Genomic DNA, 4709 nt, shown 5'->3' with positions numbered 1-4709 from the left:
GGCGGAATGTTTCGCTGAGCCGGCGCGGCGCGAGGGATCGCGGCGGCTGCAGCGTATCACCTACATCCGCCTGCCGGACGTGCAAAACGACCCATCCTTTGCAACTGGATCAAAGGAGCCCTCATGCCCCGATTGATGTCGACCTCCGGCCGTTCCCGGCCTGCTTTGTTCTACGCCAGCGACGCGCTGGTGCGCGCTTGCCTCGTCGCCGCATTGGTGATCGCCGCGCTCGCGGTGTCGCTGTCGCTCGCCAGCGCCCAGGATCGCGCTGCCGCCCGCGAAGCCTGCAAGCCCGACTACCAGAAGTTCTGCAACAGCGTGACGCCCGGCGGCGGCCGCATCAAGAAATGCCTCGCCGACAACTTCGCCAGCCTCTCGGACGCCTGCAAAGCGGTGGTCGGATCGGCGAAGTAGGCAGAGCGCGTGCTTGAGCCGCAACCTCTCGGACCCAATTCGATCGTCATTGCCGGGCTTGACCCGGCAATCCATCCCCCTCGCAAGAACGTTGTTAGCAGCGCGCCAAGCGCGCGATGGATGCGCGGGTCAAGCCCGCGCGTGACGGCGGAAGTTGGGGGGCGCGGTGCCCCACAACAAGCCGTTGTTCGACAACGAGCTGCCCCACAAGCAACTGTTGTGTGGCAACGCCCAGCCCCACACCCGATCGTCATCCCCCGCGCATGCGGGGGATCCAGTATTGCAGAGCGTCAGAGATGACACCGTGCAGACTGATGAACGCACTGGAATACTGGGTCGCCCGCCTTCGCGGGCGATGACACTGAAGGTGGGGTAAGGCCTCGTCCGAACTAATCGCGGGGAGCGAGGCGCGTCAGCGCAATCTCTACAGCTTATACGCCGTCCTGAACCCGCCCCAGTGCCGCCCGCGCACCTTCACCGGGACGTCGATCTCTCGCATCATCACCATGTTGCCGCCGCCCATGTCGCGGGCGTAGCTCTGGATCAGGAACGGGCGGGTGTTGCGGCCGGCGGCGAGGCCGGCGGGGTCGTTGAAGATGCGGCGGTTGCGGCTGTTGGCGGTGTTGAACGCGACGTCGCCGGGGCGCTGCGGCTGCGAGTAGATGCGGTTGTGCACCGGCAGATAGCCGTTGCGGTCGATCATCACGCAGAACGCCATGCGCGAGTCCTTGGCGAGGAACGCTTCCTGGAACGGCGGCAGCGCGCGGTCGGCCCAGTCGAGAATCTGCGTGCGATATTGCACCGGATTGGTGCCGGGAATCTCCACGTAGCTGTCGTCGAACATGTCGTCGAGCGTGATCGCGCCGGTGGCGATGCCGCGCTCGAAGATGCGGTGTAGTTCGGTGCCGGCTTCGAGAGCACGGGCGACGAATCCGGAGTTCTCGTCGCGGATCGCCCACAGCCGGTCCTCGATCGCCTCCTGCAGCGCCGGGCTCGGTGCGATGAACATCGCCTGCGCGCCGGCGCTGCCGTGCTCGGTGATGCGCAGCCGGCAGGCGCCGATCTCCTGCAGCTCGGCGTCGTAAGTTTGATTGACCGCGAGGGACGCCGCGGCCGGGCCGGCGATCAGCACGCCGCCCTGCGAGATCTCGTAAACCGGCGCGCTGATCCGCCCGCGCGGCGCCGCGATCTCGATGGTCAGATGGCACGGCAGCTTCTCGCGCCGGCGCGCCTCCTCGCGCTCGCCTTGCTTGAGCAGCACCGCGGTGCGGGCGCGCAGCTTCTCGGCGAACAGCGTCACGGTCTGGCCGGCACGGGCGACGTCGGCGCCGTGCTGCTCGGCGTCGCGGGTGGCGCTCTCGATCTCGGCGGCGCTGTCACCGACCGAGACGATGAAATTGCCGGCGGTGGCGGCGTTGCCGGCGACGTCGCCGGTGGTGGCGTTCTGCTCGGCAACGGCGCCGTTGACGGTGTCGAACACCGGGCGGATCGCCGCGATCGCGCTGGTGATCCGATGCACCGCATCGGCCGAGCTCGAGGCGTCGCGCTGCAGGGCATCGATCTTGCGCTTGATCTCCTCGGTCGCCTCCTGGGTCTGCACCGCCAGCGCCTTGACCTCGGTCGCCACCACGGCGAAGCCGCGGCCGGCGGCGCCGGCGCGCGCCGCCTCGATGGTCGAGTTCAGCGCCAGCAGCGTCGTCTGCCGGGCGATCTGGGCGATCAGGTTGACGACATTGCCGATCGCCGCGGAGGAATCCCTTAGCCGCTCGACATTGGCGGTGGCTTCGTTGGCGGCGGCGCTGGCATCGTCGGCGAGCTGCGAGGCCTGGCGCACCTGCGCGCCGATGCCTTCGGCCGAGTGGGTGAACTTGTCGGCCGCCTGCGAGAACGACACCGCGGTCGCCTGCGCGGCGCTGGTGTGGCCGGTCAGCGCGTCGGTGCGCTCGCGGATGGTGTGCAGCGTGGTGGTGGTGGCCTGCACGCCGGTGGTGACCGACTGCGCGGCGCGTTCGAGTTGGCGAATCAGCGAGCCGAGTTCGAGTTCCAGCAGTTCGAGGATGTCGGATGCCGAATCGGCCTCGTCGGCGACCGCGGTGGTGAGCGCCTGCGGCGGCGGAGCCACGGCGGCAGCGTCCGGCGCCGGCGTTTCCGCCTGCCGCTTCCGAAAGAGGCCGAACGCCATAAATCCTCCCGCAAACCGAGAAATTTGCCTGATACTCGCGTGGCGTGGTGAAGGTGAGGTTAAATTTCCCTCTGCGGAAAACAGGCCATTCGGAGGAGAAGGCCGCGCAGGTCTTTGATTTCGGCCCTTCCGCCGCTTATAACCCCGCGCCGCAGCCCGAAATTTTCCTGATCGACCGCGAGAGAGCACGCATGGCCGGACATTCCCAATTCAAGAACATCATGCACCGCAAGGGCCGGCAGGATGCGCAGAAGTCGAAGCTGTTCAGCAAGCTGGCGCGCGAAATCACCGTCGCGGCCAAGCTCGGCACGCCCGACCCCGCGATGAACCCCCGCCTGCGCGCCGCGGTGATCGCCGCGCGGCAGGAGAACATGCCGAAGGACAACATCGAGCGCGCCATCAAGAAGGCGATCGGCGGCGACTCTGAGAACTACGACGAGATCCGCTACGAGGGTTACGGCCCGGGCGGCGTCGCGGTGATCGTCGAGGCGCTGACCGACAATCGTAATCGTGCCGCCTCCGACATCCGCTCCTACTTCACCAAGTCGGGCGGCAATCTCGGCGAAACCGGCTCGGTGTCGTTCATGTTCGACCGCACCGGCGTGATCGAATACGACGCCGACAAGGCCTCCGCCGACGACATGCTGGAAGCCGCCATCGAGGCCGGCGCCGACGACGTCGCCTCCTCCGAATCGGGCCACGAAATCTACGCCTCGCAGGACACCTTCCGCGACGTCGCCAAGGCGCTCGAGGCCAAATACGGCGAACCGCGCAAGGCCGCGCTGATCTGGAAGCCGCAGAACACCGTCGCGGTCGACGACGAGACCGGCGAGAAGCTGTTCAAGCTGATGGACAACCTCAACGACCACGACGACGTCCAGAACGTCTACGCGAACTTCGAAGTGTCCGACGCGCTGATGGCGAAGATGGCGGGTTAAGCGTCAGACTCTTCCCCGTGTCCCGGACGCGGTGCAGCGCGCAGCGCTGCTCCGCAGATCCGGGACCCCGGTTCCTCCGCTCAACACCCCCGAGACCCCGGTTTCGCTGCAGTGCCAGCACCGGGCCCCGGATCAGCAGCGCACCACGCCGCCAAGAGCGGCGCGCTGCGCAGCATCCGGGGAACAGGCGCTGTCGGGGATGATCGGCAAGGGGGTGGAGCGTCTCCTGAAGCTTCGCTCCAGCCCGACCTCGCTGGGGACTGCGCTTCCCGATCCCCCGTTTCTGTTTCGTTCACGTCTATCTGGCGTTATCACTGCGCCATGAGCCAGCCGCCGATTCGCAGCGTCCGCATTCTCGGGATCGACCCCGGCCTCCGCCGCACCGGCTGGGGGGTGGTCGAGAGCGAGGGCAATCGGCTGGTCTATGTGGCGTGCGGCTCGGTCGAGCCGAAGGACACGCTGCCGCTGGCCGAGCGGTTGCTGGGGATCCATGCCGGGCTTGAGAAGGTGCTGGCCGCCTATGCGCCGGCCGAGGCCGCCGTCGAGCAGACCTTCGTCAACAAGGACGGCGCCGCGACGCTGAAGCTCGGCCAGGCGCGCGGCGTGGCGATGCTGGTGCCGGCAATGCACGGTCTGCTGGTCGCCGAATACGCCCCCAATCTCGTCAAGAAGACGGTGGTCGGCGCCGGCCATGCCGACAAGACCCAGATCCAGATGATGCTGAAGATCCTGCTGCCCAAGGCCGATCCCAAGAGCGCCGACGCCGCCGACGCCCTGGCGATCGCCATCACCCACGCCCACCACCGCGTCAGCGCACAGCGGCTGAAGGCGGTGGGGGCATGATGGTGGGGACGGCGATGTCAGTCTTGCAATGTAAGCCGAGGCCTCTCCCCGCTTGCGGCACGTCCCCTCTCCCGCTGGCGGGAGAGGGCTGGGGTGAGGGCGACGCGAGCACCGTGCCTGCGAACAACACTAGCACAGTGCCCGGGGACCCCCACCCCCGACCCCTCCCCGCAAGGGAGAGGGGAGAGGGGGCGCGCTGCGGGCGCGGAGAGGCATCGCTCCAAACATCCTCATGCGCCCACCGCCTTCAGCCGTTGCGCGCTGACGCGGTGGTGGGCGTGGGTGATGGCGATGGCCAAAGCGTCGGCGGCATCGGCGGTTTTCGGTTCGGC

At 67.8% G+C, this 4709-nt stretch carries 4 protein-coding genes and 1 pseudogene; 3 read left to right on the top strand and 2 right to left on the bottom strand.

The window, feature by feature from the left end; genetic code table 11:
• The first annotated feature begins 123 nt into the window (after window positions 1-123).
• A complete protein-coding gene (locus ACOJTD_RS01465) occupies window positions 124-414 on the top strand; it encodes a cysteine rich repeat-containing protein (RefSeq protein WP_420131168.1) in 291 nt (96 codons plus the stop codon).
• Window positions 415-838: 424 nt separating this feature from the next.
• On the opposite strand, the gene ACOJTD_RS01460 is transcribed toward ACOJTD_RS01465, so the two are convergent.
• On the bottom strand, window positions 839-2596 hold the full coding sequence (locus ACOJTD_RS01460) for a methyl-accepting chemotaxis protein (RefSeq protein ID WP_420131167.1): 1758 nt from the start codon (window positions 2594-2596) through the stop codon (window positions 839-841).
• Window positions 2597-2787: 191 nt separating this feature from the next.
• Between ACOJTD_RS01460 and ACOJTD_RS01455 the strand changes: the two genes are divergently transcribed.
• Window positions 2788-3534, top strand: a complete 747-nt coding sequence (locus tag ACOJTD_RS01455) for a YebC/PmpR family DNA-binding transcriptional regulator (protein WP_420131166.1) — start codon at window positions 2788-2790, stop codon at window positions 3532-3534.
• A 321-nt stretch (window positions 3535-3855) separates the two neighbouring features.
• A complete protein-coding gene (gene ruvC / locus ACOJTD_RS01450; RefSeq protein ID WP_420131165.1) occupies window positions 3856-4377 on the top strand; it encodes a crossover junction endodeoxyribonuclease RuvC in 522 nt (173 codons plus the stop codon).
• 230 nt (window positions 4378-4607) lie between these two features.
• Here ruvC and ACOJTD_RS01445 read toward each other — a convergent pair.
• Window positions 4608-4709, bottom strand: a pseudogene (locus tag ACOJTD_RS01445) (crossover junction endodeoxyribonuclease RuvC); the annotation flags it as partial.

It is taken from the genome of Rhodopseudomonas sp. (assembly GCF_048594845.1).
Taxonomy (GTDB): Bacteria; Pseudomonadota; Alphaproteobacteria; order Rhizobiales; family Xanthobacteraceae; genus Rhodopseudomonas.
The sequence above is the reverse complement of the archived record's forward strand: the minus strand, read 5'-3'. Positions and strand labels throughout refer to the sequence as shown.

Bases quoted from the DNA above. Each gene is read 5' to 3' on its own strand.
- ACOJTD_RS01465 (WP_420131168.1), top strand. From the start codon at position 124: ATGCCCCGATTGATGTCGACCTCCGGCCGTTCCCGGCCTGCTTTGTTC.
- ACOJTD_RS01460 (WP_420131167.1), bottom strand. From the start codon at position 2,596: ATGGCGTTCGGCCTCTTTCGGAAGCGGCAGGCGGAAACGCCGGCGCCG.
- ACOJTD_RS01455 (WP_420131166.1), top strand. From the start codon at position 2,788: ATGGCCGGACATTCCCAATTCAAGAACATCATGCACCGCAAGGGCCGG.
- ruvC (WP_420131165.1), top strand. From the start codon at position 3,856: ATGAGCCAGCCGCCGATTCGCAGCGTCCGCATTCTCGGGATCGACCCC.